This window comes from Bradyrhizobium sp. USDA 376 (genome assembly GCF_054063675.1).
The window spans coordinates 49,571-75,378 of the sequence record NZ_JBSSGN010000002.1 but is presented as its reverse complement, the minus strand read 5'-3'; the positions used below and the strand labels follow the sequence as shown (position 1 = coordinate 75,378).

Sequence of the window (25,808 nt, the reverse complement as noted above, 5' to 3'; positions counted from 1 at the left end):
GCTATGGCGGAATCTGGGTGATGACGGTGTGAGGAAGGCGGCGTATCGAGGCGGGTGACGAGCCTGCCAGAACCTCTCGAGGAGAGCGATACGCCATGACCGAGACTACCAATGTTCTTGCTTTCCGTCAGCCGTCCGCGGTTGATGATCCACTGACCGATATCGTTCGTGCCGGCGCGCGGGACCTGCTTGCCAGGGCGATCGAGATCGAGGTTGGCGCGTTTCTGGCCAGCACGGCCAATCTGACGCTGCCCGACGGTCGAGCGCGCCTGGTCCGACATGGGCACGGTCCGGTGCGCGAGATTGCGACCGGCATCGGTCCGGTGGAGGTCGCTCGTCCCAAGGTCCGCGACCGCGGAGCGAGCGGGCCAGGCGACCGCCTCCGCTTCAGTTCGGCAATCCTGCCGCTATGGGCGCGGCGGACGAAGAGCCTGGATGCCTTGATCCCGGTCCTCTATTTGCGCGGCATCTCGACCGGCGACTTCCAGGAGGCGCTCTCGGCGCTGCTCGGCAAGGATGCGCCGAACCTGTCGCCTTCGGTGATCGCCGGCCTGAAGGCCGATTGGCAGGTCGAGTACGAACGCTGGCAGAGACGCGATCTGTCGGCGCGTCGCTATGTCTACATCTGGGCCGATGGCGTGTACCTGCAGGCCCGCATGGAAGATCACAGCGAATGCATGCTGGTGCTGATTGGCACCACGCCGGAAGGCAAGAAGGAGCTGATCGGCTTCCAGGTCGGCGTGCGCGAGAGCGCGCAGAGCTGGCGCGAACTCCTGATCGACCTGCGGCAACGCGGGTTACGGATTGCCCCGCAACTCGCCATCGGCGACGGCGCCCTCGGCTTCTGGAAGGCACTGGACGAGGCCTTTCCCGGCACGCGGCACCAACGATGCTGGTGCCATAAAGTGAGCAACGTACTCGACAAGGTCGCCAAATCCGTGCAGGGCCCCATGAAGAACGACCTGCGGAACATCTATCTGGCCCCACACCGGGCCGAAGCTGAAACCGCGATCGACGTCTTCGTCGAGAAATACCACGTCAAATACGGACGTGCGGTGGAGTGCCTGATCAAGGATCGCCATGCGCTGCTCGCCTTCTTCGACTTCCCTGCTGAGCACTGGATCCACCTACGCAGCTCGAACCCGATCGAGAGCGTCTTCGCCACGGTGCGCCACCGAACGGTGCGGACCAAGGGATCGCTGTCGCAACAAACTGCGAAGCTGATGGTGTTCAAGCTCATCGACGCCGCATCGAAGACCTGGCGGCGATTGAAGAGCACGAACCAGTTGCCGAAAGTCATCGCCGGTGTAAAGTTCATCGACGGAATCGAAGTCATTCCGAACACTGAAAGCCACGCCGCCTGATCAGGCCGCGTCACCCAAAATCAGCCATAGCTCTCACCAGATTGACGCGAGGCACAGAGATGCGGGAACGCCTTCTGACGCTCGCTCGCGACGGCGTCCCAGACGACAAGATCGCCACAATCCTTACTCGGGAAGGTCACCGCTCTCCCCGTTGCGCCGATAAGGTGCTGCCTATCACCGTTGGGCGGCTCCGTCGTGCCGCCGCCATCAAGGTAACTGCCCAGCGCAGCCGATGGGAGCATGACGACTCATACCTCAGCCCGCCCGAACTGGCCCGAAGGCTCGAGATTCCAGTAAACTGGCTCTATGTTCAGATCCGAACCAAGCGTTTGCTAATTGATCGCCAGCCCAGCGGCGCCTATCTCTTCCCGAATACACCATCCGTTCTTCACGCCATCGGAGACCTTCGAAACCACGTCATCGCGCAACTTGATCTAAGAATCTGTCAGCCTAACAAGGAGGGGCATCAACATGGGTGATCGAACAGCGCTTCGAACTGCACGCGCGTCAGATGCATGACGCCGTCGCTGATCTGCGGCCACTCGAAACGACCATCGCGGCCAAGGCGCTTGTAGACCAAAACGAGGCCCGTGCCGTCCCATAGCAAAATCTTCAGCCGGTCGGCGCGCTTCGAACGAAAAACCACGATCAGGCCCGAATGCGGATCGAGCCCAAGCGTGTTTTGCACAAGACCGGCCAGCGCGTCGTGCCCGCACCGGAAGTCAACAGGACGCACAGCAAGCACAATCCGCAGTCCCTGCGCCGGAATGATCATGCGCCGCGCTCGATCGCAGTCACGATCTCCGCGATCCGCACCGCCGACACGTCCGCATCCAGGCGGACCGAAACCTTGCCAATCGTAATCTCGACGGGCCCCTCGCTCTTGCCTGACGCCACTGGATCGCTCAGCTCGATCGACACGAAATCCGCCGCGTCGTCCGTGACCAATGCGAGCCGGCCAGCACGCGCCAATCTGCGCCACCTCGTCAACTGCTGGGCCTTCACACCATAACGCCGTGCGACATCACATACCCGGGCGTCGGGCTTCATGCTCTCGAAAACAGCGCGCCCCTTGATCTCCGCAGACCATAACCGGCCTCCAGAACGCGTCCGGCGCGTAAGCTTCCCCACAAAGCCATCAGCTTCGGCTTCCTCCCCCGATTGTTCCATCGCCTTCAGTCTCCTCTCGGCTCTCTGACAAGCCAAGGATCGCAGAGCGAAAGCCGAAGCGAAACCAGTCAATCAAATGGGAGAAAAGCTCCGCTTACAGCCAAATTGATCAACCAGGTCCTGGTAAATCGCCTGCGCGTTCCGCTTCAGCCGGACCTGTTCTTCGATCCACGTCCGATGCGCTTCGCAAGCCGAACGGGCCAGGCTGCTGGTGACCGTCGCTTCCGATGTCCCAAAAGCCGGTGGTCGGGGTGGAGGAATTTGGCCGTCCGCGCTCACCGAGCCGGTGGTCACTTCCCCGGGGGAATTTGCCTCCGCACCGGCCCGCAGCGCCTGATAACGCCGGATCGTCTTGCGATCGACACCCGTCAGCCGGTGAATCTCGCGCTGGCTGGTGTTGCGATCAAGTAATGTAAGTACGGTGCTTTGCAGATGTCGCTTCAAGACGTTCAACTCCCCGGCCCCTTGCTGGCTAAAGGGGTCGAACATAAACGTCCTGCCTGACCGGCTACTGCTGTTCAGCGGCGCTGACGGCGATCATCAGGTGGGGGAGTTTCAAGTGACCATACCCGGGGGATTTTGACCGACCCACGGGGGCTTCTGATGCTTTTTGGCTCTGCGGCAGCCTCAGCGATCATGATTGAGCTCTTCTTGCAATGCTGGAGATTTGGTCGCTCAAATCGAGTGGTCCGCTTTATCGCCATGGAAATAGGACAGAGCACGCTGGTGCTGTACTTGATTCAGGGGACGGTATTTCGCCTCACGGATTCGATAAAGTACGCAGAACCGGAGAGGTTCTCATGAGGGTCCCGCTGTTCGATCCGAACGTCCGAAGTACGAACGATAGATGCGCAGACGAGAGGATCCATCGTTGAACGCATGGAAAGACATGCCAGGAGGAACTGACAAGGACACCTTTTCAGTGAACACGAGGGTCAGAGCAGCGTCCGGCGCGGTCAGGCCACTTTCCCGAAGAGGACGCACTCCTCCTGCTCAAGGCCGGTGAGTTGAGTCAATTAGGACAGATCCATGTAAATCTTGTCTCGACGAGGGCCTCTTCCCTGTGAATTCGGGAAGAAAGCGAAGAATTGAGCTTGCTGGCTCGGTCGAATTATTCGGACGTGCAGGAGCTTCAAAATAAGAAAAGGCAAATTGAAAGCCGTATTCGGGACCTGCAAAAAGCGCGGAGTGACGGCGGTCAAAATTTGCCTGACGACGATTTTCAGGTCCGCACCGAGCAAGCAAGGCTCGATAAAATTTCCGCAGAGTTGAGCCGGAAACTTGAAGTCGGGGAAATTCGCGGTGCAAAGAACCAAACCCTGCTGCGGCTTGCCGGTGCTTGCGATGCGTGGCTTAGGTCCGGCAGGCCGGGCGGCACGGCGGTGGTGCAGTACGACGGCAAATTGCCGGAGTTGAAGGAAGGTGCCGATATCCTCGCCGCTATCGAGGATCGCCGCCTCCGCCTTCGGGAATTGGCGGCTGAGCGCCACCGCGTGGATAGCGCTTGTTTTCCAAGCGCTGCTCGCAAGACTGCCATGGTCGTCGAGGTTGAGGAATGGGCCGAGCTAGGGAAGCCGAATGCGGTGAGCAGCATCGAACATGGAGCGCCGATCAGTTGGCCGCTCACGATGCACCGGTTCGATGTCCACAACGCGGGTCCGGGCGCGATTGCCTTCGGCCACCTAACTGACGTTCGGAATTTTATGGCGTGGTGGGACATGCCCGGCATGATAGCGCGGCTCTCAGCCGAAACTGATGAGGTCAGCGATAATGGTGCCTCCATGTCTGAGGTCGAGCGGGCGAAAGCGCTCGCGACAATCGCCGCCGATTATTTGGCGACGGAGCGAGCCGAGGCATTGGCTGTCTGGACCGCGCAAAGCCGGGGCATGGCCGTTAGCCATCGCGAGGATTGCGATGTGCGCGCACTGCTCGGCCTTGATCTCGTCATCGCAAAGACGCCGCTGCCTTCTGACAGTGGATCGCACGTCACAAAGTATGTTGGCGCGCCCAGATAAACACGGATGCGCGCGCCAGCACATGGGCCGGGCGCGCGCGGGGCGGTGGGGCGAGACGTTATGCACCTCGTCGCCACCGCCAACCAACTAACCGGCGCGCAGCATGGCCGAGGGCGAAGGCGGTTCGTCCGATAACGGAAAGCACAATCCTCCCGGCGCGTCAAGGAATGCAGAGCCGCAAAATAAAAACCCGCGTTCCGGCAGCAACCGGGACGCGGGCAATGTCTCCGACCAAAAGGCGACCAAACCAAATGACCGACGACATCTTCATGACCGCTTCACCCGACGACTGCAAGTCCGACGTTCTGCTCCTGGCTGTTACGCAGGATGAAATCTCAGTCGAGATCGACGACGAAGGCAACGTAACCTTGCGGCAACAAGACGCGTTGGGCAACCCGCCGGACACGATCTATATCGCCCGGCGAAATCTTGCCGACTTCGTTTCCGACCTGATTGATCTAGCGCTGCCGGAATGCTGCTCCCCTTCTCAAGAGCGGCGGCTTCCGGCGTCCGAAATCATCGAGCCTGAAAAACTGGCGACCCCGACATCGGCCCGCCGATCCCCCGCCGCCGATCGACAAGCCAAGTACCGGCAGCGCAAGCGCCGGGACGCCACCGCCGAGCTCTCCGTAAACCGTGACGCAACCGCTAGCCAGCCCCGCCCGCGAGTTTGATGGGCAAGACCGCCCCGTCTGCATCGGGCCGGGTCACGCGTCAGCCGCCCTCGACACGGGCCGCCCCCGATTGTGCCGCGCGGAACCATTGGTATTTTTCCATCAGTCGTGTTTTGAGTTGCTTACGTTCCTTGTCGGTCAGTTGCTTCACGAGTAGCAGAACTTCTCCAACGAGTTGCTTGGAGCGAGTGTTCCTATTTGTCGGTGAGGCGGCCCCGACGAGCCTGAGCCAATCATAGGCAAGATCGATTTCTGAGTTCAGCGTCTGACGATCCTCCTCCGAAAGGCTTGCAACATCGGCATCGATATCGATCTTCGCGCGCATACGTTTGAAGTCTTCAAGCGCACGGAAGAGCGTGGCTGAGTTATTGCTTGGCTTTGTCCCCATGTAGGTTTCGAGAACGGCAACTGACACCTCGACCGCGCTCGGCGTCTTAGCCACTGCGGTCTGCTCGGCGCGGTCGGCTGCGATGTTGATCACCGCCTGTTTTGCGACGGCTTCAATCTGTTTGTTTTCGGGTAAGCGCGCGATGGCGAGCCGCTGTTTTTGGGTTAGCTCGGCATTGTCGGCGGCGGCCTTGACAGCGAGTGAGACCTTCGTGCTCTTGATCGCCTCCTTGACGGTCTTCGTGGTCAGGCCGGATATCTTGGCGACGGAGGCGACGGCCCGCGACGGCTTCCGTCCCGGTTTGCTGGATATCGGCTGCTCGGCGTCCGATATAGGCGGCGGCCTCTTTTCGAGCAGCGTCACCCATTCGGCCAAATGCTCGTTACGCTGTTGCGTCGTCAATTCGGCGCGGTGCAGGTTCTCGGCGATCTCCATCATCTTTATAGTGGCGTCTTCGTCGTCTTCGCAAATTGCGCTCACGTCAATCACGGCGATCTTTTCCCAACCGAGGCTATGGCAAGCTTCGAGCCGGTGCGCGCCCCAGACCAACGTATATGGCATTAAGGTGAAGCCCTCTGGGACTTCACTGTAAAATTTCAAGTCAACGCCAATTGGCGAGAGCAGCCCAACAGCCTTGATCGATGCGGCGATCTCCGCGACCTTCGCAGGGTCAAGCGGGCGGCGGCCTTCGGGAACGATGATGTCCTTTATCGCGACGTCGATCATCGGCATCACTCCACTGCATCTGCGGCCCGATCCTTGGCGACCGCGTTTGCCCCAGACGGTACATGACCATTCCGGACGCGCGAGCCGTGCGGCGCGAATAAGCTTGATGATAGCTCCGATTTTTAATCTGCCTTGTCCCAGCATCGGGGGCAGCCCGCGATCTCGACTGGCGCAGCCTTTGGCTTGCTACTCAACGTCTTCGGCGAGGGCCGATTGGACGATGCCGACCCGCAAGAAAGCAAAGCCGTCGCGACGGGTTGAGATCGGCGCGACGGCTTTCCAGAAACGCGGCCCGTGATACGCAAGGCCGGGAGCGACTGTCGCCGCTTCGCATGAAAAAAGGGTTAGCGTCCGAGTGTCTTCACCCATTCGATGAACTTGATTGCTACTATGCGCTCATTCTGGGTTTGGTATAAGCGTTCGGAACGCTGGGGGATGGAAATGGACTACGGATCGTTGCCACAATGGGTAACTGCGGGCATAGCGTCGGCAGCCGGGATAATCGCGCTAGTCAATATGTACTCTCAGCGCACCACCGCAAGAAAACGCGCGGCATTTGATATATTTCTAAAGACTGAGACCGACGAAAAGATGCTGACTGCCTACGACAATTTCCATAAGGGCGTGATTGCGATGGGTAACGCGCCTAATGCAGCAGCTTTCTGCACCTCAGCAACAACACGTGACGAATATCTGTCGATCCGGAAGTACCTTAATGTTCACGAACTGGTCGCGGTCGGCATCAAAGAGAAGGTCCTCGATCCGGACGTCTGCTACTCGTATTGGGGCGACACGCTGACAAGTAACTTCAACGAAGCAAAGCCGGTGCTCGATTTTCTAGAAACAAGGCCTAAAAATAAGTACACTTATGCCGACCTTCGAAAACTCAATGCTGAATGGGTTGCGCGCAAGGCGGCTGCGGCTTAACGCCTAGTATTTTTCGAAGCTTGGATTGTAATCCTGACTGGCGAATTCCCCGAGGACCGAACGTGCCGTTCCAAGTGCCTTGAGGGCTAGCGGGCTCGCAATCTCTTTCAGCGAGACATCTTCTTTTGACAGTTGAACGACGATACGCAGGAGAACGGCCATCGCCTCTCTCACGAGATCGAGCGTGTTTTCCTCCGCCCAGAAGTCGCCGAACCCGCGTTTACGTATCTCACCATGCCATCTCGTGTTCCGCAAATAGCCGAGAGCCTCGCCAAGATTTACCGGGACACCATGCGCGATATTGTGCCTGATAACAAACCCTGAGCGCGCCGCCGCACACCATCCCTCAAGCAACTTCCGCTCGTCTCCAATGGTTAGGCCGGTTGCGAATTTCTCCAGCATGGCGATCAAATCAGAGATCATTTTTGCATCGGTGTCAGGCTTGATCCCCTTTGGATCGATGCTGCGGACCTTCCACAGCGCACGTTCTAAATGATGCTCGATGGCTCCGGCAAATGTAATGATCGCTGCGATTTTCTGGCCGACCGATGGACTAAGCCCCAGTCGCTGCTGCAACAAGTCGGCCCTGCCATAGGCTGTCATATCTTTTTGCACGGTCGTCGCGCCTCACTGCCACCAAAGAGCGAAGCCTGACTTCCACCAAGCCCAAAGCAAATAGGCCGCGAACAACCAAAACAGGACGCGATTAATCTCGTCTAGCGCGCTCGTGAGCCTGCGAACCTCCAGCAACAGCGTCCGGCTAGTTGCAAGAGCCTCCGCAGCGTCTTTGCGGGCATGGGCCAAAAGAATATCGCGGCGCGCCTGATCAAGATCAGCATAGGGCCTCGGACCTTCGGCGTAGCGGCCTAGATCATCCTCCATGACGATGCGCGCATACAGCGCATTGTTTCTTTGCGCCTCATCATCGCCCCGGACTGCGATGCTGCGATACGCATCTAGTTCGCTCTCCAGAGCCTCAAGCATTGTTGGCCGCTTGTCGTCGCGCTCATCGCGGCGGGCCTCGAACAGGGCCCGCCGTTCTGCTTTCCGCTTCTTTTCCGCTTGTTTGCTGTATCGATTAAGTAACAGCTTGGCCCCGAGCGCGAGCCACGCTCCCATGACAAGCATGGCGAAAGTTTCGCTTGTGATGCTCTGCACTTCCACGCCCCCCAACGCTTCGGGCTATATACGGATTGGGGCCATCGTCAAGCCACGGCGTGTAGCTGGTATCGCTGCCGGACGTTTGCCTATCTTCGGTACTTCGCCCAGCTAATCGCCCGGCAGGATCGCGCACGGGCCCGCTGATTGCGTCGGCTAGCTCGCGCTTGCGCCACAGGAGCACAATTCCGGGCGGCGGGTGCGGAGTTTTTCTGAGACCATGGTACCTATCCAGGATTATGTGAGCTTTCCGGCAAGTTTGTAGCGATGGAAAATGGGAATGATTTTTGAAAGTTATCCATGGAAAATGGAATTAAATCGGCATCTCGTCCTGCTCCGAAAATGGTCTAAAAATGCCAAGACCAAGAGAGCAAGGTTCTATCTCGAACGCGCGGTATTCTTATCTGCGTTTGTCTTGCGGAAGATGATGGAAAATCGAAAGCTGACTGATGCAGTGCGTGACCGCTCGATCCACTGCGAAGCCTTTCGCCCCTTGCGGCCACTCTCTGATCGCGTTTCGAGGTTCTCGGGAAGTGACGCCGATGACTACGACATGACAAAATCAGAAACGGTCACAATGAGCGCGTTCGACCTGATGAGCGAGATCATGCATAGTTATATCTTCATACACGTTTTGGATGATCGAAACCGCGTGATTGAATTTTTAGTGAATTCGTATCACAAGCGAGATCATCGCTTGCTGGCGATTGCAAAGCACGATTTCGAGCGCATTCTGGATGACGCCATCCAAGATCAAGTGACGGAAATGCATACATACGTTCATCCGACCAGCGGCAAGATCATCGCAGAAGTAAAGGGACGGAAGCGGCCTAGAAAATGAAATCTTACAATTGGTCGGTCGTGCCGCTGGCCGCTTTCGGCCGTGTCGCCTTTGAAGGCCGACCTACATGCCACGTTTTTTCATACGGCCAATTATACCGGTTCACTATTGCCCGCTGAACCCGCGTCATGGCGACCTCCAAATCATATAGCGCTTCGCGCACTACATCATCGGTCAGGCCCAAGTCTAAAATCGCTCGGTGAACAAACTCATTTCGCTTATCCACGAGTTCTTCCAGTGTATCGTAGAGCGTTTTTCGCCTTCGACGGAAAGGCTTCCGAAGCACACTGGCAAGGTCAAGTTTTCTGTCGAGGCTTTGGAAGTTCTTGCACGCAGTTGATATGCGCTGAAACGAGAATGTTTCAGCGACCGCCTGCTCGACGCTGTATTCACGATTGGATATTCGGTTTAGCTGATCGCCATTGAGGCGCGCCCCGCGCAGAAATTGTTCCTTCTGGGGCGAGTATCTTAGGAGGGCGATAAAGCACGATTTTAGATAGTCTTCGACGATAGAAACGGAAAATGACATCAGCATATTGCCGGACAGGGTTTGCGGATGCATTCCAAGCTGCACGATTATATCGTCGGATTTCCGAGGAGGATGATGGGGGAAGACGAGGGATTGCGCGTAATGAGATGCCCTGATCAAGTTGCTTCCGAAACGTGAGAATGCCAAATGGCAGCCGGATGCCGCTGGAGGCGGTGGACCGAATTCTGCCCGCTGGTATCGGCCATTACCCGCGTCGGTTCGAAAGGTGCCTCCAAATCTCTTGCGAAGGGCGGAGATGGTACGATTTTGTTGCTCCAAATCGTAATAGCTACGACTTACGGGCGTACGAGTAGAGACCGAGAGGCGACCGCCCTTGTTGTTAATAGATAGTTCAACTCCCGACCATGACTTGTGATCTTCGGTGTCGTGCCACCCATAGCTTTCAAAGCTGACATCTTCAAAGGTGACCCAACCGCTCAACTTTCTGTAGCCGAGTAGTAATAAAAAATCGCGGATGTCGGCGAGACGCGTATCCGTTGGGAACTGGTTGTCGGAGCAATAGCTCATGGCTTGAGAATTTGTCCTTACGTGGTTCGGCGGAAGCCCGATAGCGCCCAATAGAGCGCGCCCCCGATCAAGAGCATCCCTGCCGGGACGCCAAGGGCCAGATAGATGGCAATCGGATTGATCGCCTTTCTCTGCATTTGCAGTTTGACCGGATAGCTGCACCAAGGCCCCGTCTTGCTCTCGGAACAATCGGCCCGCTGGTTTCGCTGTGCGAAAGCGACGACCTCGGTCTCAGTTACGGTCGCCGGCGCTACGACCTCGTATTTCTCTTTAAAGCGACCTTCAATTTCGAAGGCCCTATTCGCTTCGAGTAAGCGATGATCCAAAACGAAAATCGCGATCCAGACTGCGGCCCAAAGAACGCCAAATATCAGCCACAACCGGAATAGCCCACGCCCCCAGTTCATTTTGCACCCCCCGTCTGGACACGTCCCGCTGTCGCCGTTTTCATCTTAATCGTCACTCGCACCAGCGTAGTCCAGCGCCACAAGCCGCCCGTCGAGATATCCCCAGTCGCTTTCCTTGTACTCGAATGGCTCGCCGGGGCCGCCCGGCATGTAATCCCAATCAGGGAAACCATCACTATCGAGCAGGGCTAGCTGTTGCTGCCGCGTCAGCGGGACGGCGCGCCGCATGATGTTGAGAACCCCGAACGGCGCTGCCCAAAGTATCGGGCAGAGCATCAAGCGCCTATCAGGGGTCGCGCGGACCCACTCGATCCACTCCCGTTGATTGGCATCGCCACCACTCCGCCATCGACCAAACTTCAAGGCGTATTGACCGACGCAAACCGTGAGCCGGGTGGTGCCCGCCGTGTGCAAAGCGAACATCGGCCATTGATAGGACAAGGGTGTTTGCATGATCCGCGTTACGTTACGCCGTTACGGCCATCGAGGTCGCGTTATACCTCAGCCGAATGCGCCGATGATCACCGTAATGATTGCAGCAAACACTGCCCCCGCGAGAATTGACCCGACTATTGCCGCACCCGGCTCGCTTCGATAGTCGCCCCTAGCGCCGTATTGCGCGACATTCGAGCTATTCATTGCACCGCGCGCGAACATCACAACGACTGAACAGACGACCAAGCTTACGAAGAATACTGCCCAACTCCACGACATAATATGCCCCCTCCCATTACTACCACAGGTATAGGCGCAATTGCCCGTGCTTGTCTCTGACTTTTGGTGATCTCCGTGGGCTGGGCCGCACTTCGACCGGCGGCGATGCCCGTCCCGAACGCTTTCCAAGGTACTATGGGGTCGAAAACATTACGCGGGAACGCGGGACCCCGAGCCATCTGGATATTTCCATTTTCGGTTTCGCCGTTTTGTGCCCGGCTGATGCCGCCTATATGCCAAGGCGATGAGGGGCCGCGCGCGTGACGGCCACGGCCACCCCGGCGATCCGCCACGAGGGCATGATGATCAACCGATTAGAACTGGCGTGGGCGAATTGGCGGGCGCTTTCCAAGGCCGAAAAGGCGCAGTTTCTGATCCTGTTTTCGGAGGCCCATGCCCGGCAGCGGCTAGCGGCGCGGGGCAGCAACCCCCGAGGCGGGCGGAAATTGAGCCTCACGGAATTGACGATGACCGAGGCGGACCTTGAAGCCGGATCGGGCCGATTATCGCTCGGGTAAAGCCCGCTGGTGCGCGCGCCGGGCGGCGGGGCATCGGGCCGGGGCCTCCGGGTAAGCGCATGGGCGGGCCGGGGCGCGGGGATGGGCGCTTACCCGCCGCTACGTAGCGGCGAGCGTCGGGGAGTTGGGCCGGGCCGCACACGTAAACGAATGACCGGGCCGCGCTATCAATCCGCGCCAACTTCCGGGGATGGCGTTAAAAGCGGACGGAGGCTGAAATGCGCGCACTGATCGGGATAATCCTCGTGATGGGAATGATGGCGGCCCCCTCCGCAGTACAGGCTCAGACCTACGATCCGCGTTATCCCGTTTGCGTGCAGGTAGCCACCATAGACGGCACTTCCATTGGGTGTGGCTATGGTACTTTGGCTCAGTGTCAGGCGTCGGCATCGGGTCGTGGAGCCCAGTGCTTCGCCAACCCGTATTACGCGCACACAAACAAGAAGGCGTCACGGCGTGCCAATCAGCGACACCAAAGCTTGAATTGGTGAGAGCGGAAGGGGCGGGGCTTTAGGCGACCAGCCGCAGCCGGGCGTTTGCTTCGCCGTCGTCGGGCCGAGGGCCCTCCGAATAGGCCCTTGGGCGGGCCGGGCTCTCGACGAAAAAGGCCCGCCGATGGGGCGGGCCGATCCGGCGGGGCGATGGGAAAGGTCAGGCGACAAGCCGTAGTTTGGTATTTGCTTGGCCGACAGGGTCGCCGATGATCCGCCGAAGCTTGACAGCCCACGCATCTAGCACCTCGCGTTTCTTTGTTACCCGGATGCGGGTGGCGAGGTTGTAGACCTTGCGGGTGACCGATGGCAGCGGCTTGCCGTTTTCGTCCTTGCTCGCCTGATGGTCGAGGCAGAGCGAGATACCGGCCTCCGACAGACCAAGCTCACCGCACATCGTCGCCGCCGTCCGCCGCAAATCATGCGGCGTAAACGGCGCGAGCCCGAGCAGTTCGCAGATGCCCGGCGTGCGCGTAACACGCTTCCCCTTCTTCGTTGCCTTGGTTCCGGTCAGCGCACCTGACATCGCTTGGCGGGATAGCGGTGCGTCGCCAAAGCGACCCACAAAGGCGTATTCGTAATTGCCTATCGCCGCCTTGATGATTTCCAGCGCAAGGTCGGATAACGGCTGATTGATCACGCGCCGTTTCTTGACGCGCGCCGCCGGGATATCGACGGTGCCGTTCTCGGCATTTAGTTCGTCGCGGTGGATCGGCAGCATCTCCCCCGAACGTAGCATCGTGATCAATGCGAACTTGATCGCGAGCCGTGTCTTGCGGTCCCACGGCAAGTCCTCGCGGTCGAGACCGTGCCAAAGCGTCCTGATCTCGTCCTCGGTCAGCACGCGGTCGCGCGGATGCTCCTCGTCGAGCTTCGGTAGGTTGACGCAAGGGCTGGCGGTCACATAGTCGCGGCCAGCTTCGCACGCCCAATTGAACAGGCCCGAGGCCGCGCGGCGCATATGGCGGGCATTGGCTACCGAAGGAACGCCGATCTTGCCTGCAACGATATCGTTCGAGAGCGTCGCAATGTCGTGCTTGGTGACTTCGCTGGCGAGCTTTTTGCCCAGCCGAGGGCAGAGGAAGTTACGCAGATGGCGCGCAACGTTTTCCCAGCTTTCGATCCGGGGCCGCTTTTCCCCGTCCGCCTTGAGGACGGCGGTTTTCATCCACGCGATGCGCTCCTTGATGATCTCATCTACGGTCCTGCCGCGCGTGGCCCGCTGCGCCTTCTGCTGGCGCTGCGTCTCGGCGACGTTCTCGCCGTTGCCGATCCGGGTTTTTAGGGCGTAGACGGCGGTGCGGGCATTCTCGACCGTGAAGGTCTCGGGGCTATAGATGCCAAGCCATTTGCACCGCTGCTTGCCGGTGGTCGGGTCGGTGAACTTGAAACTGAAGGTCGCGACGCCAGCGGGGATGATGCTGACGTAGAGACCGGGGCACTTGCGGTCGTAAATCTTGTCCCGCTCGGTGACGCGCTTCTGGCACATGCGGTCGGTGAGAATGCTGCTGCCGTTGCGCGCGCGCTTGGTGACGGGTTCGGTGGAGAGCTGGCCCCGGTTGTTTGGACAGCGCCCCGCTGGATTTAAGTGGATTCCTGCCGGGTTATGCTGAACGCGGGGCTTTACGGTTTTGTCGTTGCGTCGGGAGGGCGTAGCCCGACCAGAGCGACGACAAAACCGTCGGCGACGGTCATGCGGCCATCACCATAGCTTGCGTGCCGAAGTAAGCCTCGTCGGGCGTGCGCCCGTCAAGGCTCGAGTGAGGGCGTCCCTGATTGTAGAAGGTGGTCTGAGCCCCTCGCTTCATCCAGCAATGGAAAGAGTCCCGGTTGAATATGAGCCCAAGGGGCTCGGTGAAGCAACGGGGCGGGGCGCGGAGCCCTCGGCATAGCGCAGCGTCCCGTCCCGTTGCGGCCCAAGAGCGTTGCGTTTGGCGTATTCGGTCGGCGTGAGGTTGCCCAGGGCGCTGTGCGGCCGGGCGTTGTTGTAGTCGTCTTTCCAGGCCGCCAGCACGGCTCGCGCCTGTGCGAGCGAAGTGAACAGCGTCTCATTGAGAAGTTCATCGCGCAGGCGGGCGTTAAAGCTCTCGATGAAGGCATTCTGGGTCGGTTTGCCGGGCGCGATGTAGTGCCACTCGATCTGCCTCTCTTGGCTGAAGCGCAGCACGGCCATTCCGGTCAGCTCAGTGCCGTTGTCGGACAGGCACATCGCCGGCCGGCCGCGCCAGGCAATGATGACATCGAGCTCGCGTGTGACCCGCAGGCCCGACAGCGAAGTATCGGCGACGAGCGCCAGGCATTCGCGAGTGAAGTCGTCGACCACAGCCAGAATCCGGAACCGTCGGCCATCGGCGAACGCATCCGACAGAAAGTCGAGACTCCAGCGCTGGTTGGCGCCTTGCGGGATCGCCATTGGCGCCCTGCTGCCGAGCGCCCGTTTACGGCCGCCACGCCGGCGGACTTGCAGCCGTTCCTCGCGATACAGACGTCGAAACTTCTTGTGGTTCATGACCAGCTCCGATCCGCCGAAGCAGAGTAGTGCACCGTCCTTGCGGCCGAGTAGCACGCCTTCCTTGGATCTGAGGCCAGCGGCCTTGATCTCGCGCTCGGAAGCAAAACGAGCGCTGCCGTGAAGCGGGAGAGGACGGTGCCGGAAGATCGCGCCGAGCAGACCAAAAACCACGACCACGCCGGTGAGGGTCGACAGGGTCAGCCAGCGGTCGAAACGAGGGTCGGCGCCGTAACGGGGCCAGCCCGTGGCGATCTCCGACCAGTGCAGGCCGCCATCGTGAAGCCTGAGCCCGAGCAGCAGCACGTTTGAGGCGATGAATAGGAACAGCGCGGAAGCCGCGAGCGCGACCGCAATCGCCTGCGCCGCCCTAACTGAGGTGGTCGCGTTTGCGAACGGGGTCATAATATATCTCCGAAATGCGATAGCGGCCGTCCCGCTTCTGCATCTGGATGACGACGTCGACGAGAAGCAGCAACAACGAGCGGATGTCGTCGCGATGCAGGTCGCGGCCTTCTGCGCTTTCCTTGACCAACAAGGTCAGCTGCTCGAAGGCGAGCCGGGCGCTGTCGGCATGAACCGTTGTGATCGATCCCGGGTGGCCTGAGTTCACGTTCCTCAGATAGAAGAATGCCGTCCCGTCGCGCAGCTCTTGCAGCAGGATGCGATCCGGCCGCATCCGCAGGCAGGACTCCAGAAGTTCGCGCGGTCCAATTTTGGCGAGACCTTGCCCGTCCTTGGCGTAGAGCAGCCGTACACAGTTCTGATGAGGGATCACAAGCTCGGCCGTGTCCTCGATGGTAATGAGTCGCTCTTGTGCCGGGATCGCCGCGATTAATGCCTTGGATAACGTCGTCTTTCCCGAACCAGTCGCCCCGGAAATGATGATGTTGCGGCGCGTTGAGACGGCCAGCTGGAGGAAGTCGCGCCAGGCGCCGGCCTCTTTCAGGGCGAGAAGCTGCTCTTCGTCGGCCGTGAGTTGGTCATTGGCGATACGGATCTCATCGAACAGTTTTGTCCGCTCAAAGGCGTCCAGTGTCATCGTCAAGGCCGACGGCTTCCGGATGGTGAGACTGACCGTGCCGGCTGGCACCGCCGGCGGGACCACGATCTGGCAGCGTTCTTCGCCGATCAGGGTGGTCGACACCACGGGATGTTCCGGCCCGATGTCCTGACGGGTGTGGCCGGCGGCCGCGATTGCGAGGTGGGAAAGATAGGCATGTGTCAGGGCGGACGCTTCGTGCCGGGTCCAGCCGCTGGGACCTTCCACGAAGATCTCGCCGGGGCGGTTGACGACGATTTCGGTCAGGGATTTATCTGCGAGATACGGAGCCAGCGGCTCGAGATAGCGCGCCAGCACGAGCCGACTGCCGTCGCGTTCGATGGAGTGGACTGTGCTCACTTTGTCACCACGGCTGGGGCGGCGAGGACCCCGGGGAGCGTGCGGTCCAATATCTGCGTGCGGGTCTCGGTCCGCCGCAATTGATAGACCGAGGAGAAATCGACGTCGCGGGCGACAAAGATATTGACCAGTTCGCCCTGGTTTTTGTTGAGCGTCGGCGGAATGTTGATCGACTGCTCAACAGCGATTGCCGCGGCGCTGTTGGTCGCGCCAGTGGTGTTGTTGATCTGGATGGAGCTGTCCTGCAGCTGCTGACGCCCGATCGAGGAGGCATCATTGACAACCGACAGCAGGAGCGCCGAGCCGAACCGTTCAAAGAAATGGGTGTCGAGATCGCCGTCGAAGCCGGCGCGGCCCAGCGCGTCGGTGGCGGGCGAGGCCAATGCTGCAATGACGCCCGTCGGCGTTTTGGCGCGGGTCCACAGCACGAACAGGCGTTTTGATCCACGCCGTACATTGCCGCGGTATTCACCGACCACTTGTGTGCCCTTTTCCATCAGCACGACGTTGCCGGGGGAGTCCGACATCACGTCCCGCACGACGACGCAGGAAACGAAACCAGCTACGTCCGAGGACATCGCCGTCTCCAGCACGCACGGGATCGAGGTGCCCTGGGTGACTAGCAGATTGCGGTTAGGAAGCCGCGCTGCGCGCACACCCTCGATCGGGGTCGGCTTCAGCTTGTCGGCGAGGTCGTTGCGCGGCTCGCCCCGCCCGAACCCATAAAGATCAGTGACGACACTTCCGGTCACGCTGTCGTGGGCCGGGCGTCCAGCGGAATTCGGCCTGTTATAGGCCAGCACGGGTGCGCGCCGGGCGCTCTCCAGAAGCTGGTCGGAGACGGGTGCGGGAGCCGCTGGCGTGGCTGGGACCGGCGCGGGTCCAATTGAGGCCGTGGTAGCAGGTGCGGCCGGCGCTTCCGGGATAGGCTCGAAGGCCGCCGCCTGGCGGATCACCAGCTTCCGGGCGGAATCGCTGACCGGCTTATCGCCTTTCCAGGTCCCCCAGATGATCAGAGCGGCAAATGCGGTGAGCGCCAGGGCGCCGAAGCCGCGTTTGAGCATCGTCGCGCGAGCATTGTCCCCTCCTCCCACAGGCGTAATGCCACGATCGCCGGCGATCGTCTCATCGTGATGTTCGGTCATGTCGCGTTCGCCTATCGTGGCTTTGGGGTTGATGGTGATTTCTTTGCCCGCCGCTCGATCGATGGGCTGGTGGTGTTGGTGCCCGGGTTAATCCCCACCGGGTCGAACGCTTCGTTGAAAATGCAAAGCACGTTGTCACCTTTGCGCAGCCGGAACTCCCGCGCCGTGGCATGAACCACCACGAGCTCGCCGCGAACATCTTTTGGCACGAGGCTTTCCGAGCCGTCGGAGTTGATCAGGTAGATCGCGGGGACTTCGCGGTTGCCTGCGAAGCGGAACGTGGTTTCCTTGCCGTCGTCGAACACGGCTTCAGGCTCGAGGTCGATCGAACCCTGTGCCGAAAAGCGCCAGTTGCGGGCGCCATAGGCATGATGCAGGTCGAAGGTCTGGTCGATCAGCGCGCCTTCCCGCTCGGCGCCGCGGGCGGCCGCCTCCGCACGCCGGCGTTCGATCTCGTCGCCGGGATAGGCGAAGCGGACGACGAAGTAGCTGTCCGCCAGCGTCGTCTCGGCGATCGACAACTCGAACTGATACGAGCGCTTGCGCCCATCAGGGCGGGTCGTGACGACCTGCAAATTGGTTGGCGGATGTTTCTCGCGGGGTTTAAGGAACAGGATCGAGCCTGCCGGTGCGACCTCCCATGCGATCGCATCGCCGATCGCGACGTGCGCAACCTCCTCATCGTCGGCAAACAACACCTGGGTTGACGCTCGAATCACGCCATTGACCCGAACGACGTTGGCCGGATCGTAGGTCACCGTGCGCACGCGGGCATCACGCTGACCCGGTGAGGGCTGTTGCAACGCCAACACCGGCCCCGCGAATCCCAAGGCGAAGGTCATCAAGAGAGCGAATGATTTCATGGCACGACCTCCGGATCGGCGCGATATTCCGAGACCAGAAAGCCGAGGGGATTGATGAGACGGTCGGCGGAGGACATTGGCGAGTTGGCATAGCTAAACGTCAGGGTGGAGACCCAATGGGTCACGCGGGTCTCCTCGCCCTTGCGGCTCTCCTTCATGAAGCGCACGGACGCCACATTGTCGGCCAGGAGCGAGATCGCCTTGATCCGCACTGTCGCCACCCCGAAACGGCCCTGAACGACTTGCGGGCTTTCGGGATTGGAGCCCCGGTACCAGGCCGCGAACCGCGCCTGTTCGCCCTGCCCCGAGAGCAGTGAAATCGTCCGAAAATTTGTTTCGGCTTCCGGATAGCTGTAACCTTCACGTGCGCGAACGTAGCGCCCGAGAAAATATTTGGTCACGGCTTCATCATAGCGCGCCGGCGACGAATTGAGGGCGGAGACGGTGTCCACAATGCCGGTGGCATTATCGACCCGGATCACGAACGGCTCGACCGTCTTTAGCGGCGCAAGTGCTGCGACCGCGCCAACCGAGGCGACCGCCAACGCGCAGGCAAATGCGGCAATCACCCATGCCGTTCGCCGCGAGCGATGCGCCGATAGCAACAGGTCCTGTTCCCATCGCCGCGCATTGTCGAAATAGGCTTTCAGGTCATCGTGGCCGACCATCTCACGCCTCCTTGCCGCAAGCGCGGTAAGAGGCTGCAACGGCGGCCTGTTGGCCTGGTGCGGCGAGTTGCGCTGGGGACGGTTCCGGGCTGGTCTCGCCTTTGCGGATGACTGGTGCCGGCGCGGAGGGCGCAACTGCCGGCTCCGGTGCGGCCAACGGCGTGCCGGTCTCCCAATCCCATAGCGACCGATTGAGCGGTCGGCGAGCCTGGCCATCGCACGACGGCGGTCCCTTTGACCAGATCGCGCAGCCCCCAAGCTGAAATCCGATTACGCTGATAATGAATAGTCGACGCCACATCGTTCTGATGCCCCTGTTTGTCTTTCTCGTCTGTTGCCGACGATTATTGCCTATGCCGCTGTCGTTCCCGTCGATCGCGTGCGCCGCATACTGCCGCCCTGCCGGCTCGCTCTTAGTGCGTCGAGACCGCGGCTGGCCGACCAGCGGGCACCGGCATAGGCGCCGCCGGCGGCGGCGGTGGCGTTGGCGATCATTGGGCTTGTGACCAGCCGGCTTGCTAGCGAAGCGCCACCCCCGGCAAGACCGCCTGCGATGACCGGCAGTTGAAGCGCGATGTAACCGGACAGACCAAGCACAGCGCTGATCGCGACCGCGGCCACCACCATCTCGCCGGCTGTGCCGGCGTTTGTCGCAAACCTGTCGATGAAGCCAGTAACGGTCGTTAACATCAGCCCGACCAGAGCGACCACCAGGACCAGAAGGATCACGAAATTGGCGACCTGCCGAAGCCAGGCTTCTGTGAACGGCCGCGTGGCCTCAAATAGCCCGAGCGCAATGAAGATAGGGCCGAGCGCGATCACGACGCCGAGACCAACCTTGGCGTAGAGCAGGATGGCAAATTGCAGGAAGGAGCCAACCGCCACGAAGACCAGGAGAATCGCGGCAATCAGCGTCGGCGCGATGTTGGTCAGACCGGCTTGTTCGTAGATCTTGTTCGCAACGTCGATCCCTTTCGAGAGAAGCTGATCGAAAGGCGCTCCGGAACTGGTATTTAGTCCTGAGCCCGCTAATGCATTGCCGATTTCCTTGGGCAAGGAGTCGAAGAACAGGCCTGTGACGTATTGCTGGAACGCGCTTGAATTGGTCGCGAGCAGAACCACGACCACGATCCGCATCGCCCGCCAGGCGAATTCCATGATCGGTTCGGAAATCGCGCCGCGCATCACAGCAAAACCGTAGAGGACGACATAGAGCATCACGGCCACGCGAAGCGGGCCATCGATGTACGATGCCAGATTCGAAACCGACGTCGACACGAACGCCGTAATGGGTTGCTCGAATTCATTCAGAAAACTGTCAAAGACGTCAATGGCCATCGCAGCGGTCCTTACTTCATGGCGTCTTTCATCTCTTGAATGGTGACCTTGTTACGCGCTTCATTCGCGTTGATGCAGTTCGCTGTCTTTCCCAGTTCTCCGGGATTGTCGCGGCATGCTTTGAGCGCCATGGCGAGTTCGTCCCGATGGTCAAGAAACCAGCCGACGGTCTTCGTCTGCTGACTCCGATCCTCGTTACAGCCAGTAAGAGCGGCGGTGACAGCGATCACCAGAATGGATGCTTTGATTGTCATTGCAGGGCCGCCTTCATTTCATCAATCAGTTGTCGTTGTTTTTCGCGCTCCCGCTGCCCATCCATGTCCATGCGGGCCTGCTGGATCATCGCGAGGCCTTGCATCCGGAGCACATCGTTCTGCAGCAGCGCCTGCTCAGCCTGCAGCCGCGCGGACAAGTCGAGTGTCTCCTTGACATCGGTCGCCGTGCTGATGCGGGTTCTCAGTTCCTCAAGTGCGTCGATACGCTGCGAAGCGGTGTCGTACACAGCCTGGCCCATGGAGTGCTTGGCGCCGGTCTGCCGCGCGATCCGGTCGAGCTCGCTCTGATAGTACGAATTGCCGCTGTTGCCGGCATATGCGCGGTTCTGCGACAGATAGCGGTCGATCGCGTCGGCGAAGTTGCCGCCACCCTGCCCCGCGACGAGCCGTTCGATATCAGAGAATTGTTGGGGCAGAACTTTCCGGAACTGCGGCGTGTTCAACAGCGCTCCAACGTCGTTTGCGTTGGTCCGCTTGTTGAAGCTGTCATAGAGCTGCTTGGCCTGGTTCAGTTGATCCTGCGCCACCTTGAGATGCGACGTCAGGGTCTCGACCTGCCTCTTCAGTTCCGTCAGTTGCTCAAATTGCCTTGCAAAGACGTTAGGGTCGAACACAATCTCCGCTTCTGTCGGAGAGGCCATCAGGAGGGCCGCTACGGACGCGGAGGCAAACACCGCCGACCTTCGCCGAACCATCATCGGACGTTCCTCCGCTCCGCGTGAAATACCGGCAGCCATTGGACCGGATCGTCGCCGTGCTCGCTGCGAATGCGATCGAGCAGTTCGACCGTTTCCGTCCGTCCCGACAACACGGCGAGTGCGTCGTCGAAACCGTTGAGATCAAGTTCCGCCACCACCGAGTTGTGGCCCTGCTTGACCAGGAACCGCCGGCTTTCGGGCGCAAGCTCCTCCTTGATCAGGCGGAATTCAGTGTCCGTCAGATGGAAGCCGTCGACGTAGTCCGAGCGCGTCCCACGCGCGTTCGGGAGGAAGATCTGCGTCGGACATTGTTCGACAATCGTGTGCGCGATCGGCGAGGCCAGCGCATCCCGGGGCGACTGCGTGCCGAACACCATGACGCCGTTCTGCTTGCGGATGGTTTTCAGTTTGTTGTTGGCGAGATCCCGAAATGCCTCGTCACCCAGTGCCTTCCAGAATTCGTCGATGTCGATGATCAGGCGCCGCCCGTCGATCAGGCGCTCCACACGATGGAACAGATACATCATGAGCGGCGTGCGAACGGTGGGATGATCCAGCAGATCGGTCATGTCGAAGCCGATGAACCGGGTCTTTAACCCGATGGCATCCTGCTCGCCATCCAGCACCCAGCCGAAAGGCGCGCCCCGGCACCATCGCTCCAACCGGGCGCCGATCCCTTCGCGATCCTGTTGGCCGAGAAAGGCCCGCAGCGCCCCGAACGAGCGCTCCGCCTGCCGCAGTTGACCAAGAGCGCGTAACCCGGAATCAATCCGCTCCTCCTCGGTCACCGTCAGCGGCCGGTTTTCCGGCGTGACGAGTTTCCGGATCAGTGTGCCGAGGAAGGACAGGTTCGCCGGCGTCAGCTCCAGCGCCTTGAGCGGCGCGCAGCCCGTCACAAGGCCGTTGTGGAGCGCCAGATAGGTCCCGCTGGCGGCGCGTACGAAGAGTTCTGCGCCACGGTCCTTGTCGAAGAACACGTAAGTGGCGCCAAGCCGCTCGGCCTGGGACAGCAGGAAATTCTGCACGACGGTTTTGCCGGAGCCGGACGGGCCGCAGATGAAGGTGTTGCCGAGGTCGCCGTGATGGAACGAGAAGTAGAACGGCGAGCCGGAGGCTGTTTTGAGCATCGCAACCGCCGGACCCCAATGGTTGCCGGCAGCCCTCCCGGTAGGATAGGTGTGAAACGGGGAAAACGCCGCGAAATTGCGGGAGCTGATCGCCGCCGTTCGTGCCCGATACTTGAACAGCCCGGGGAGCTGCGCCCAATAAGCCGCTTCAAGTCCAAGATCTTCGCGCGCGACCACGCTACCGGCATCGGCCAGTGCCCGTCGTGCCACGCTCATATTCCCCTGTAGCTGGGAAGGCGTCTCCGCATAGATCAGGAGCGAGAGGTGATGATCGCCGAGCGCGAACCTATTGGATTCGAGATCGTCGAGCGCGTCAGCGAGATCGTCGATTTGCGAGGCCGCCGGATCCTGCGCCGAGACCAGCTGGTTCTGCTTGCGGGTCAGAATGGTCTTGGCGTCGGCTTTTGATAGAAACGCAAAAGATTGCGTGAGGATAATCTCGAACGGCGCGGAAAGCAGTGCATTCAGCAGCCCAGGCCGGGTGGACGCCGGATATTCCTTGATCCCGAACATGCCAGCGAAGCGCGATCCGCCGGCACCGCGGATTTCGATGGCTTCGCGGCCGAAGATGACTCGGTTTGAATAGAGCGCGGGGCCGATCGGCCCTTGCGGCAACGGGACCGGCATCCATTCCCCGCTTGTGATGGCGTGGAGCAGTTCCATGGTTTCTGAAAACATGATGTCGTTGCGCTCAACCAATCCAAGGGTGTGGGCACCGTAACGCTCCAGTGCCGCGACCAAGTCGCGCCTCGCATCCTCGAGCCGCTTCAAGGCATCGCTGTCGACCTCGAGGGAATGCCCAACGTTTCGGCCAAGCTGCTTGAAGAACGCCGCGGCCACGTCCGTGGTGGCACGACCGGGATGCCAGACCAGCGTCAGATAGAGATCGTTGCGAAAGAGCGCCTCGTTGCGGAGCCGGTTGCGATATTGCGCGTCGAGCGCGGCTGCAAATGTCGAGCGGAACGTACCGGCCGGGTAGTCCGACGTTCGACGGCGCACCAGATGGGTCCATAGCGCCAGCCGTGGATCCGCCACGTTGCGCAGCGTGAGGTTCAGCTTAGCGTGAAGGTCGTTCAGATCCGCCGTCTCGGCGGTTTCGAACGAAGTGCCGTCGAGCCTGATCACCGTGAGCAGCGCTCGTGTCGTGAGACTAATCACCGTATCCGTGACATGCCGGCCGAACGGCAGGTGGACGTCAGGCCCGATCTCTCGGGTCTTGAGCGCTGTGTTACGCATAGCCAAGGTCTCTTGTTCGATAACGCCGAACGAGCTTGAGCGGCGTGCAGGACGATCCGCCCCAAAATGACGCGTTGCGCGTGCGCCCTCGCGTCTCGATCCAGGCAAGCAGAATCCGGAACATGTTGGGGTCGTGCCGGCAGATGATGCGGCAAAGGCCATGGATCGGAATTGCGACCAAGCCGTAGAGAATGCTGCCAGCTACCAGAAACAGGATGCAGGAGAACATCACATTGAGCGCCATAGCCTCCATCGTGACGCCGGCGACCATGGCCGGACGCGTGCAGGCCAGGAACAGGGTGTCCTCCGTGAGACGCGCGGACTCGGTCATCAATGACCCCCAGTCAAGGTCGAAACCACCTCGGAGGCGCCGAACGTGATGGCCACACCGAGCACGACATAGGCGGCCTTGCGCAGATCGAGGTAACCGAACATCCAGGCGATGCCGACGATGATGACGGCCAGCGTCGCCAGCAGGCGGGCGACGTTGCCGGTCAGCATGTTGACGATGTTCTGCAGCACGCCTTCGATGTTCGCGGTCTGCGCAAACGCGGGCTCGACCAGCGCGATGCTGAGAACGGTGCCCATGCAAAGGAGGGCAGCGGAGTGTTTAACAGGAGAAGTCATGGCACGGCTCCGAGTGGCACTGCAGCCGGACCCCAGCCCGGACCGCGGTTGAGTTGAGATGAAAAACGGCGATTCTCATCGTTCGTAAACAAAGGCTGACGTGCCCATTCCCGAGCGATAAACGTCCCAGGGCCGGCGCTCGCGGGCAGAGGCTGCGGGTGGATTGATTGTCGTATCGCCGGTGGGGCGATCGCGACCGGTAGAAGCCATCGGCTCGATGCGAGGTTCCGAGACGTGACCGGATGCGTTCGGCGCGAAGCTCGCGACAACCTCGGCAATCGCCTGGTCGCGGTCTGCGCGTTTTATACTCGCCGTTTGCAGTCGCGCATCGAACAATCTGCCAAGCCCGGCAATGTGCTGGCACGGATCGAAGGTGGTACTAGCCGTCAGCCCGGCGTTTCGTGTTTCCGCCGCATCAAGTTGACCGAGACCCGTTCGGACTTGCTGGCCAGTCGCGATGGCCTCGGTTGCGAGCTGGATGGCTTCGTCACGGTCGGTTGCCTGAATCGGAATCGGTTTGCGCCCCTGAATCGTGATGAGCAGCGGCTCGAACGAGCTCGCCTGCCGCACGATGGTCGTCAGTGGCCGGGCCATTGCGGTCGGGGCGCATCGTTCGACCAGGGCCGCGAATGCAGCAAGATCCATGGTTGAGAGCCTTCTTGTCAGGAGCTGAAGACGTTGGATGCTAGGCGGCGATCGCCAGGATTGATGGCGCGTCAATCGCACCCCTTGAAATCTGCCCGGTCGCTCGGATCGCGCCGAGAGCCTCCTCGCTGATCGGCAACAATCCAGCGACGGCTTTGGTCACCCCGATTTGACGAGGCGTCCCGAGGCGCTCGAGATGCCATCCGGCCCGGCGCAGGATGCGTTCCATGCGCAGGTCAGTGACTGTTGCGATGGCATGAAGATGGTGCTGCTGTCCCCATTCGATCATGGCTGCAAACAGCAGGAACGTCGCTTTGCGCAGACCATTCTCTGCTGTTGCCGCCGCACTCTTGGTGTCAACGCAAAACCGCGAGCTCTCCCAGATCGTGGTCGCCACCGGCGCCGGGTTGCCATCTAGCAACATCGGGAACGTATCGGCGAGCATGTTGCGCCCGGTGGTGGGCAGCAGCCGAACACAACCAACAACGTCGTTCTGCTCGAGCACCAGGAGATAAGTTGGCTTAAAGGTGTCGTACTGATCGATCTCCAATCCGTTGCAGACAGAGACGTCCCAGTCGAGCCGTTCCTTGAACACACGCCCTCGCAGGCGGTGCATTCCTAGCGTTAGTTCGGAGTCGCGCAGGAGTGCCGCACGGCTACGCACAATGACCTTCATTCTTAACCTCAAACTTACGAATCACAGCTTCGAGATCAGGAAAGCAGCCACGGCCACGGCGTTGCGCTGTCAGTTCTGACAGGGCGCTATGGATCTGCTGGGTCACGAACCGTGGTCGCAAGGCACGGCTATCCGCGCGCGCACTTTGG

28 protein-coding genes and 3 pseudogenes are annotated in these 25,808 nt (G+C 60.4%); 8 read left to right on the top strand and 23 right to left on the bottom strand.

From position 1 onward, the window contains the following. Window positions 1-95: 95 nt before the first annotated feature. Window positions 96-1,364: an IS256 family transposase gene (locus tag ACVJ19_RS43845; RefSeq protein ID WP_038952271.1), complete on the top strand. Its 1,269-nt coding sequence runs from the start codon at window positions 96-98 to the stop codon at window positions 1,362-1,364. Between the two features lie 466 nt (window positions 1,365-1,830). Here the strand turns inward: ACVJ19_RS43845 and tnpB are convergent, their stop codons facing one another. From tnpB to ACVJ19_RS43830, 3 genes and pseudogenes are all read right to left on the bottom strand, one after another. Then, window positions 1,831-2,139 carry an IS66 family insertion sequence element accessory protein TnpB gene (gene tnpB / locus ACVJ19_RS43840; RefSeq protein WP_060907863.1) on the bottom strand — a complete coding sequence of 103 codons (309 nt, stop codon included), beginning with the start codon at window positions 2,137-2,139 and terminating at the stop codon, window positions 1,831-1,833. Further along, window positions 2,136-2,534 (bottom strand): transposase, encoded by a 399-nt coding sequence (locus ACVJ19_RS43835; RefSeq protein WP_026193420.1) that lies wholly within the window; start codon window positions 2,532-2,534, stop codon window positions 2,136-2,138. The genes tnpB and ACVJ19_RS43835 overlap by 4 nt, the downstream gene beginning before the upstream one ends. A 75-nt stretch (window positions 2,535-2,609) precedes the next feature. Next, window positions 2,610-3,023: pseudogene (locus tag ACVJ19_RS43830) on the bottom strand (IS21 family transposase); the annotation flags it as partial. Window positions 3,024-3,131: 108 nt separating this feature from the next. Between ACVJ19_RS43830 and ACVJ19_RS43825 the strand changes: the two are divergent. From ACVJ19_RS43825 to ACVJ19_RS43815, 3 genes and pseudogenes are all read left to right on the top strand, one after another. Continuing rightward, window positions 3,132-3,320: pseudogene (locus ACVJ19_RS43825) on the top strand (nodulation factor fucose acetyltransferase NolL); the annotation flags it as partial. Window positions 3,321-3,622: 302 nt separating this feature from the next. Continuing rightward, window positions 3,623-4,549 carry a hypothetical protein gene (locus ACVJ19_RS43820; RefSeq protein WP_453955337.1) on the top strand — a complete coding sequence of 309 codons (927 nt, stop codon included), beginning with the start codon at window positions 3,623-3,625 and terminating at the stop codon, window positions 4,547-4,549. Between the two features lie 251 nt (window positions 4,550-4,800). Beyond that, window positions 4,801-5,223 (top strand): hypothetical protein, encoded by a 423-nt coding sequence (locus ACVJ19_RS43815; protein ID WP_453955338.1) that lies wholly within the window; start codon window positions 4,801-4,803, stop codon window positions 5,221-5,223. Between the two features lie 40 nt (window positions 5,224-5,263). Here ACVJ19_RS43815 and ACVJ19_RS43810 read toward each other — a convergent pair whose 3' ends face one another. After that, complete coding sequence (locus ACVJ19_RS43810) at window positions 5,264-6,337, bottom strand: ParB/RepB/Spo0J family partition protein (protein WP_453955339.1); 1,074 nt, start codon at window positions 6,335-6,337, stop codon at window positions 5,264-5,266. A 435-nt stretch (window positions 6,338-6,772) separates the two neighbouring features. On the opposite strand from ACVJ19_RS43810, the gene ACVJ19_RS43805 reads away from it, so the two are divergent. Then, window positions 6,773-7,264 (top strand): DUF4760 domain-containing protein, encoded by a 492-nt coding sequence (locus ACVJ19_RS43805; RefSeq protein WP_453955340.1) that lies wholly within the window; start codon window positions 6,773-6,775, stop codon window positions 7,262-7,264. Window positions 7,265-7,267: 3 nt separating this feature from the next. Here the strand turns inward: ACVJ19_RS43805 and ACVJ19_RS43800 are convergent, their stop codons facing one another. Together ACVJ19_RS43800 and ACVJ19_RS43795 are read right to left on the bottom strand one after the other, a co-directional pair. Beyond that, window positions 7,268-7,879 carry a hypothetical protein gene (locus ACVJ19_RS43800; RefSeq protein WP_453955341.1) on the bottom strand — a complete coding sequence of 204 codons (612 nt, stop codon included), beginning with the start codon at window positions 7,877-7,879 and terminating at the stop codon, window positions 7,268-7,270. 12 nt (window positions 7,880-7,891) lie between these two features. Then, window positions 7,892-8,422, bottom strand: a complete 531-nt coding sequence (locus tag ACVJ19_RS43795; RefSeq protein ID WP_453955342.1) for a hypothetical protein — start codon at window positions 8,420-8,422, stop codon at window positions 7,892-7,894. 280 nt (window positions 8,423-8,702) lie between these two features. Here ACVJ19_RS43795 and ACVJ19_RS43790 point away from each other — a divergent pair, with 280 nt between their 5' ends. Continuing rightward, window positions 8,703-9,263 (top strand): hypothetical protein, encoded by a 561-nt coding sequence (locus ACVJ19_RS43790; RefSeq protein ID WP_453955343.1) that lies wholly within the window; start codon window positions 8,703-8,705, stop codon window positions 9,261-9,263. A gap of 4 nt (window positions 9,264-9,267) precedes the next feature. Here ACVJ19_RS43790 and ACVJ19_RS43785 read toward each other — a convergent pair whose 3' ends face one another. From ACVJ19_RS43785 to ACVJ19_RS43775, 3 genes are read right to left on the bottom strand one after another with little or no spacing between them, the layout of a single operon-like run. Next, window positions 9,268-10,320, bottom strand: coding sequence for a hypothetical protein (locus ACVJ19_RS43785; RefSeq protein WP_453955344.1), 1,053 nt, complete (start codon window positions 10,318-10,320; stop codon window positions 9,268-9,270). Window positions 10,321-10,337: 17 nt separating this feature from the next. After that, window positions 10,338-10,727 (bottom strand): hypothetical protein, encoded by a 390-nt coding sequence (locus tag ACVJ19_RS43780; RefSeq protein ID WP_453955345.1) that lies wholly within the window; start codon window positions 10,725-10,727, stop codon window positions 10,338-10,340. A gap of 45 nt (window positions 10,728-10,772) precedes the next feature. After that, window positions 10,773-11,180 carry a hypothetical protein gene (locus ACVJ19_RS43775; RefSeq protein WP_453955346.1) on the bottom strand — a complete coding sequence of 136 codons (408 nt, stop codon included), beginning with the start codon at window positions 11,178-11,180 and terminating at the stop codon, window positions 10,773-10,775. A 521-nt stretch (window positions 11,181-11,701) separates the two neighbouring features. Between ACVJ19_RS43775 and ACVJ19_RS43770 the strand changes: the two genes are divergently transcribed. Then, window positions 11,702-11,959 (top strand): hypothetical protein, encoded by a 258-nt coding sequence (locus ACVJ19_RS43770; RefSeq protein WP_453955347.1) that lies wholly within the window; start codon window positions 11,702-11,704, stop codon window positions 11,957-11,959. A 218-nt stretch (window positions 11,960-12,177) separates the two neighbouring features. After that, window positions 12,178-12,450: a DUF3551 domain-containing protein gene (locus ACVJ19_RS43765; protein WP_453955348.1), complete on the top strand. Its 273-nt coding sequence runs from the start codon at window positions 12,178-12,180 to the stop codon at window positions 12,448-12,450. Between the two features lie 160 nt (window positions 12,451-12,610). Here the strand turns inward: ACVJ19_RS43765 and ACVJ19_RS43760 are convergent, their stop codons facing one another. The 14 genes and pseudogenes from ACVJ19_RS43760 to ACVJ19_RS43695 form a co-directional block, all read right to left on the bottom strand. After that, window positions 12,611-13,939: a tyrosine-type recombinase/integrase gene (locus tag ACVJ19_RS43760; protein WP_453955349.1), complete on the bottom strand. Its 1,329-nt coding sequence runs from the start codon at window positions 13,937-13,939 to the stop codon at window positions 12,611-12,613. Window positions 13,940-14,254: 315 nt separating this feature from the next. Further along, window positions 14,255-14,962 (bottom strand): annotated as a pseudogene (locus ACVJ19_RS43755) (IS3 family transposase); the annotation flags it as partial. Between the two features lie 367 nt (window positions 14,963-15,329). Next, complete coding sequence (gene virB11, locus ACVJ19_RS43750) at window positions 15,330-16,361, bottom strand: P-type DNA transfer ATPase VirB11 (protein WP_166354154.1); 1,032 nt, start codon at window positions 16,359-16,361, stop codon at window positions 15,330-15,332. Continuing rightward, a complete protein-coding gene (gene virB10 / locus ACVJ19_RS43745; protein WP_456739538.1) occupies window positions 16,358-17,506 on the bottom strand; it encodes a type IV secretion system protein VirB10 in 1,149 nt (382 codons plus the stop codon). The genes virB11 and virB10 overlap by 4 nt, the downstream gene beginning before the upstream one ends. 11 nt (window positions 17,507-17,517) lie before the next feature. After that, complete coding sequence (virB9, locus tag ACVJ19_RS43740) at window positions 17,518-18,369, bottom strand: P-type conjugative transfer protein VirB9 (RefSeq protein ID WP_166354150.1); 852 nt, start codon at window positions 18,367-18,369, stop codon at window positions 17,518-17,520. After that, a complete protein-coding gene (locus ACVJ19_RS43735) occupies window positions 18,366-19,037 on the bottom strand; it encodes a virB8 family protein (protein WP_212491177.1) in 672 nt (223 codons plus the stop codon). The genes virB9 and ACVJ19_RS43735 overlap by 4 nt, the downstream gene beginning before the upstream one ends. 351 nt (window positions 19,038-19,388) lie before the next feature. Then, window positions 19,389-20,375 (bottom strand): type IV secretion system protein, encoded by a 987-nt coding sequence (locus tag ACVJ19_RS43730; RefSeq protein WP_166354146.1) that lies wholly within the window; start codon window positions 20,373-20,375, stop codon window positions 19,389-19,391. 11 nt (window positions 20,376-20,386) lie between these two features. Beyond that, window positions 20,387-20,629 carry an EexN family lipoprotein gene (locus ACVJ19_RS43725; protein ID WP_284277735.1) on the bottom strand — a complete coding sequence of 81 codons (243 nt, stop codon included), beginning with the start codon at window positions 20,627-20,629 and terminating at the stop codon, window positions 20,387-20,389. Next, a complete protein-coding gene (locus ACVJ19_RS43720) occupies window positions 20,626-21,387 on the bottom strand; it encodes a type IV secretion system protein (protein ID WP_224518162.1) in 762 nt (253 codons plus the stop codon). The genes ACVJ19_RS43725 and ACVJ19_RS43720 overlap by 4 nt, the downstream gene beginning before the upstream one ends. Beyond that, window positions 21,345-23,711: a VirB4 family type IV secretion/conjugal transfer ATPase gene (locus ACVJ19_RS43715; protein WP_166354142.1), complete on the bottom strand. Its 2,367-nt coding sequence runs from the start codon at window positions 23,709-23,711 to the stop codon at window positions 21,345-21,347. The genes ACVJ19_RS43720 and ACVJ19_RS43715 overlap by 43 nt, the downstream gene beginning before the upstream one ends. Further along, window positions 23,704-24,042, bottom strand: a complete 339-nt coding sequence (locus tag ACVJ19_RS43710; protein WP_085398291.1) for a type IV secretion system protein VirB3 — start codon at window positions 24,040-24,042, stop codon at window positions 23,704-23,706. Before ACVJ19_RS43710 ends, ACVJ19_RS43715 begins: the two co-directional genes overlap by 8 nt. After that, a complete protein-coding gene (locus ACVJ19_RS43705) occupies window positions 24,042-24,338 on the bottom strand; it encodes a TrbC/VirB2 family protein (protein ID WP_085398292.1) in 297 nt (98 codons plus the stop codon). Before ACVJ19_RS43705 ends, ACVJ19_RS43710 begins: the two co-directional genes overlap by 1 nt. Before the next feature lie 75 nt (window positions 24,339-24,413). Next, window positions 24,414-24,983 carry a lysozyme family protein gene (locus ACVJ19_RS43700; RefSeq protein WP_284277723.1) on the bottom strand — a complete coding sequence of 190 codons (570 nt, stop codon included), beginning with the start codon at window positions 24,981-24,983 and terminating at the stop codon, window positions 24,414-24,416. Between the two features lie 40 nt (window positions 24,984-25,023). After that, window positions 25,024-25,659 carry an acyl-homoserine-lactone synthase gene (locus tag ACVJ19_RS43695; RefSeq protein ID WP_212491179.1) on the bottom strand — a complete coding sequence of 212 codons (636 nt, stop codon included), beginning with the start codon at window positions 25,657-25,659 and terminating at the stop codon, window positions 25,024-25,026. Window positions 25,660-25,808: the final 149 nt, after the last annotated feature.

What these genes read in the sequence shown, in the direction of transcription:
- ACVJ19_RS43845 (WP_038952271.1), top strand. Translation starts at nt 96, where the DNA reads ATGACCGAGACTACCAATGTTCTTGCTTTCCGTCAGCCGTCCGCGGTT.
- tnpB (WP_060907863.1), bottom strand. Translation starts at nt 2,139, where the DNA reads ATGATCATTCCGGCGCAGGGACTGCGGATTGTGCTTGCTGTGCGTCCT.
- ACVJ19_RS43835 (WP_026193420.1), bottom strand. Translation starts at nt 2,534, where the DNA reads ATGGAACAATCGGGGGAGGAAGCCGAAGCTGATGGCTTTGTGGGGAAG.
- ACVJ19_RS43815 (WP_453955338.1), top strand. Translation starts at nt 4,801, where the DNA reads ATGACCGACGACATCTTCATGACCGCTTCACCCGACGACTGCAAGTCC.
- ACVJ19_RS43810 (WP_453955339.1), bottom strand. Translation starts at nt 6,337, where the DNA reads ATGATCGACGTCGCGATAAAGGACATCATCGTTCCCGAAGGCCGCCGC.
- ACVJ19_RS43805 (WP_453955340.1), top strand. Translation starts at nt 6,773, where the DNA reads ATGGAAATGGACTACGGATCGTTGCCACAATGGGTAACTGCGGGCATA.
- ACVJ19_RS43790 (WP_453955343.1), top strand. Translation starts at nt 8,703, where the DNA reads ATGATTTTTGAAAGTTATCCATGGAAAATGGAATTAAATCGGCATCTC.
- ACVJ19_RS43785 (WP_453955344.1), bottom strand. Translation starts at nt 10,320, where the DNA reads ATGAGCTATTGCTCCGACAACCAGTTCCCAACGGATACGCGTCTCGCC.
- ACVJ19_RS43780 (WP_453955345.1), bottom strand. Translation starts at nt 10,727, where the DNA reads ATGAACTGGGGGCGTGGGCTATTCCGGTTGTGGCTGATATTTGGCGTT.
- ACVJ19_RS43775 (WP_453955346.1), bottom strand. Translation starts at nt 11,180, where the DNA reads ATGCAAACACCCTTGTCCTATCAATGGCCGATGTTCGCTTTGCACACG.
- ACVJ19_RS43765 (WP_453955348.1), top strand. Translation starts at nt 12,178, where the DNA reads ATGCGCGCACTGATCGGGATAATCCTCGTGATGGGAATGATGGCGGCC.
- ACVJ19_RS43760 (WP_453955349.1), bottom strand. Translation starts at nt 13,939, where the DNA reads ATGTGCCAGAAGCGCGTCACCGAGCGGGACAAGATTTACGACCGCAAG.
- virB10 (WP_456739538.1), bottom strand. Translation starts at nt 17,506, where the DNA reads ATGACCGAACATCACGATGAGACGATCGCCGGCGATCGTGGCATTACG.
- virB9 (WP_166354150.1), bottom strand. Translation starts at nt 18,369, where the DNA reads ATGAAATCATTCGCTCTCTTGATGACCTTCGCCTTGGGATTCGCGGGG.
- ACVJ19_RS43735 (WP_212491177.1), bottom strand. Translation starts at nt 19,037, where the DNA reads ATGGTCGGCCACGATGACCTGAAAGCCTATTTCGACAATGCGCGGCGA.
- ACVJ19_RS43730 (WP_166354146.1), bottom strand. Translation starts at nt 20,375, where the DNA reads ATGGCCATTGACGTCTTTGACAGTTTTCTGAATGAATTCGAGCAACCC.
- ACVJ19_RS43725 (WP_284277735.1), bottom strand. Translation starts at nt 20,629, where the DNA reads ATGACAATCAAAGCATCCATTCTGGTGATCGCTGTCACCGCCGCTCTT.
- ACVJ19_RS43720 (WP_224518162.1), bottom strand. Translation starts at nt 21,387, where the DNA reads ATGGCTGCCGGTATTTCACGCGGAGCGGAGGAACGTCCGATGATGGTT.
- ACVJ19_RS43715 (WP_166354142.1), bottom strand. Translation starts at nt 23,711, where the DNA reads ATGCGTAACACAGCGCTCAAGACCCGAGAGATCGGGCCTGACGTCCAC.
- ACVJ19_RS43710 (WP_085398291.1), bottom strand. Translation starts at nt 24,042, where the DNA reads ATGACCGAGTCCGCGCGTCTCACGGAGGACACCCTGTTCCTGGCCTGC.
- ACVJ19_RS43705 (WP_085398292.1), bottom strand. Translation starts at nt 24,338, where the DNA reads ATGACTTCTCCTGTTAAACACTCCGCTGCCCTCCTTTGCATGGGCACC.
- ACVJ19_RS43700 (WP_284277723.1), bottom strand. Translation starts at nt 24,983, where the DNA reads ATGGATCTTGCTGCATTCGCGGCCCTGGTCGAACGATGCGCCCCGACC.
- ACVJ19_RS43695 (WP_212491179.1), bottom strand. Translation starts at nt 25,659, where the DNA reads ATGAAGGTCATTGTGCGTAGCCGTGCGGCACTCCTGCGCGACTCCGAA.